Here is a 2,298-nt window from a genome sequence, read left to right as displayed (position 1 = left end):
CGCGCCGCCCCGGAGAGGGCGGGCAGCGCGCCGAGCGGGCCTCGTCCCGCCCGCGGCGTGTCCCGTCGGGACACGGTGGCGGAAAGGGGGAAACCGCGGGTGGAAACGCTCATCGGGGCACGTGCGCCTTCGGGATGTGCCGGGTGCCGATCCGCGTGCGGAACACCCAGTAGGTCCAGCCCTGGTACACGAGCACCGCGGGTGCCCCGAAGAGGGCGAGCCAGCTCATGATTTCGAGCGTGTAGTCGCCCGACGAGGCGGTGTGCACGGTGAGCGAGTGCGCCGGGTCCGTTGTGGACGGCAGGACGTCCGGGTAGAGCGCGCCGAACAGGGTCACGGCCGTGGCCGTGATGAGTACGGCCAGTGCGGTGAACGCCTGCCCCTCCCTGCCCGCGACCAGCCGCTGGACCGCGACGAGACCGGCGGCGGGCACCGCGATCGCGGGCGCGAGCGTCCAGTCCGCGCCGTGGCGTGCCACGACGGCCACCGGAAACACGACGATCGGCACGAGCGCCACCGGCGCCAGCCGCACCGCCAACCGCCGCGCACGCTCACGCAACCCGCCCTCGGTCTTGAGCGCCAGGAAGGCCGCCCCGTGCACCAGCGAGAACCCGGTGACGGCGAGACCGCCGAGCAGCGTCTCCCACCGCACAGCCTCGAACACCGAGCCGATCCGGTCGCCGTCGGCGTCGAGAGGAAGCCCGAACACCGTGGTGGCCAGCAGCAATCCCACCCCGAGCGGCGGCACCGCCGACCCGACGACGATCACGCGGTCCCAGACGGCCCGCCAGCGCGCGGAGTCGACCTTGCCGCGGTATTCGAACGCCACACCACGGCCGATCAGCGCCAGCAGCACGACCAGCAACGGTAGGTACGCGCCGGAGAACAGACCCGCGTACCAGGCGGGGAAGGCGGCGAACGTCGCGCCCGCCGCCACGATCAGCCAGACCTCGTTACCGTCCCAGACGGGTCCGATCGTGTTGATCAGTACGCGGCGTTCGGTGTCGTCGCGGCCGAGCACGGGCAGCACCATGCCCACCCCGAAGTCGAAGCCTTCGAGGAACAGGTAGCCGAGCCAGAACACCGCGATGACGCAGAACCAGAGCGTGGGCAGATCCACTAGTGCCGCCCTCCCCGGGGCGCGCAGCGCGCCATTTCACGTGAAACAAACCATCCCCAGGGTGTGTACAACCGCCTGAGTTGTCCACAATCCGCAGGTGAGTGGCGGTGGAAAACATGATCTTGGGGCAGGGCCACCCACCGCCGCCGGGTGTCGCGCATGGTTTCCTCCTCAGTACGCGAACGCGAGCGCATCGCCGGAGCCCCCGGTGTCCGGACCGTCACCGCCGCCGTCCGTCTCGTCGTCACGGCCGCCGCCCTGGCCTCGTCCCGCGGGCCCGGGCAGGACCCCTTCCACACCGCCCCGGACATAGCGGGTGAGCAGGAAGACCTCGACCACACCGAGGACGGCGTACACGGTGGTCAGCGCGATCAGCGAGGTCCACACCTCGCCCGTGGTCAGGTTCGACACCGCCCGCGCGGTGTACATCCACACGCCGTCCACGCCGGTGGGGTTGGGCACCACGACGAACGGCTGCCGCCCGATTTCGGTGAAGATCCAGCCCGCGCTGTTGGCGAGGAACGGCAGCACGATGCCGGCCAGCGTCATCCGTGGGAACCAGCGCGACTCGGGGATCCGCCCCCGCCGGGTCAGCCACAATGCCAACACGCCGATCCCCGCCGAGAGCGCACCGAAGCCGATCATGATGCGGAAACCCCAGTAGGTCACCGGCAGGTTGGGCACGTAGTCAACAGGCGCCCCCGCCAGTTCGCCCAGCGCGGCATCGTCCGGGTAATGGGTGCCGTAGCGCTCCTGATACTCGCCCACCAGGTCCTCGATGCCCTTCACCTCGCTGTCGAGATCACCGTGTGCCAGGAACGAGAGCAGCGCGGGCACGGTGAAGGTCTGCACGCTGTCGCAGTCGGCATCCGCGATGTCGCCGAGCGCCATGATCGAGAAACCGGCGGGCCGCTCGGTGTGGCAGAGGGCCTCGGCCGCGGCCATCTTCATGGGCTGTTGCTCGAACATGAGCTTCGCCTGAGCGTCCCCGCTGATCGCGAGCACGGCGAACGAGACGACGCCGACCCATGCCCCCAGGCGTAGCGACGAGCGCCACACGCCCCGGTTCTCGTCGTGCCGGTCCTCACCGTCTGTGCCCGCACCGTCTGTGCTCGCACCGTCCCGGGCCTCGCCGTCCGCGCGCCCGGCGTGCGCCCGCGCGCCGGGCGAGGTCCGGG

At 70.8% G+C, this 2,298-nt stretch carries 2 protein-coding genes; both read right to left on the bottom strand.

Annotated features, from left to right (window positions below; all coding sequences use genetic code 11):
• Positions 1-109: 109 nt before the first annotated feature.
• Positions 110-1,120, bottom strand: coding sequence for a cytochrome d ubiquinol oxidase subunit II (cydB, locus tag SACSA_RS0104760; protein WP_019813970.1), 1,011 nt, complete (start codon positions 1,118-1,120; stop codon positions 110-112).
• Between the two features lie 171 nt (positions 1,121-1,291).
• On the bottom strand, positions 1,292-2,298 hold a 1,007-nt coding region (locus SACSA_RS21525; protein ID WP_019813967.1), incomplete at its 5' end, for a cytochrome ubiquinol oxidase subunit I.

The sequence above is a fragment of the Saccharomonospora saliphila YIM 90502 genome, from assembly GCF_000383795.1.
Taxonomy (GTDB): Bacteria; Actinomycetota; Actinomycetes; order Mycobacteriales; family Pseudonocardiaceae; genus Saccharomonospora; species Saccharomonospora saliphila.
This window is presented reverse-complemented; position numbering and strand designations above follow the sequence as displayed.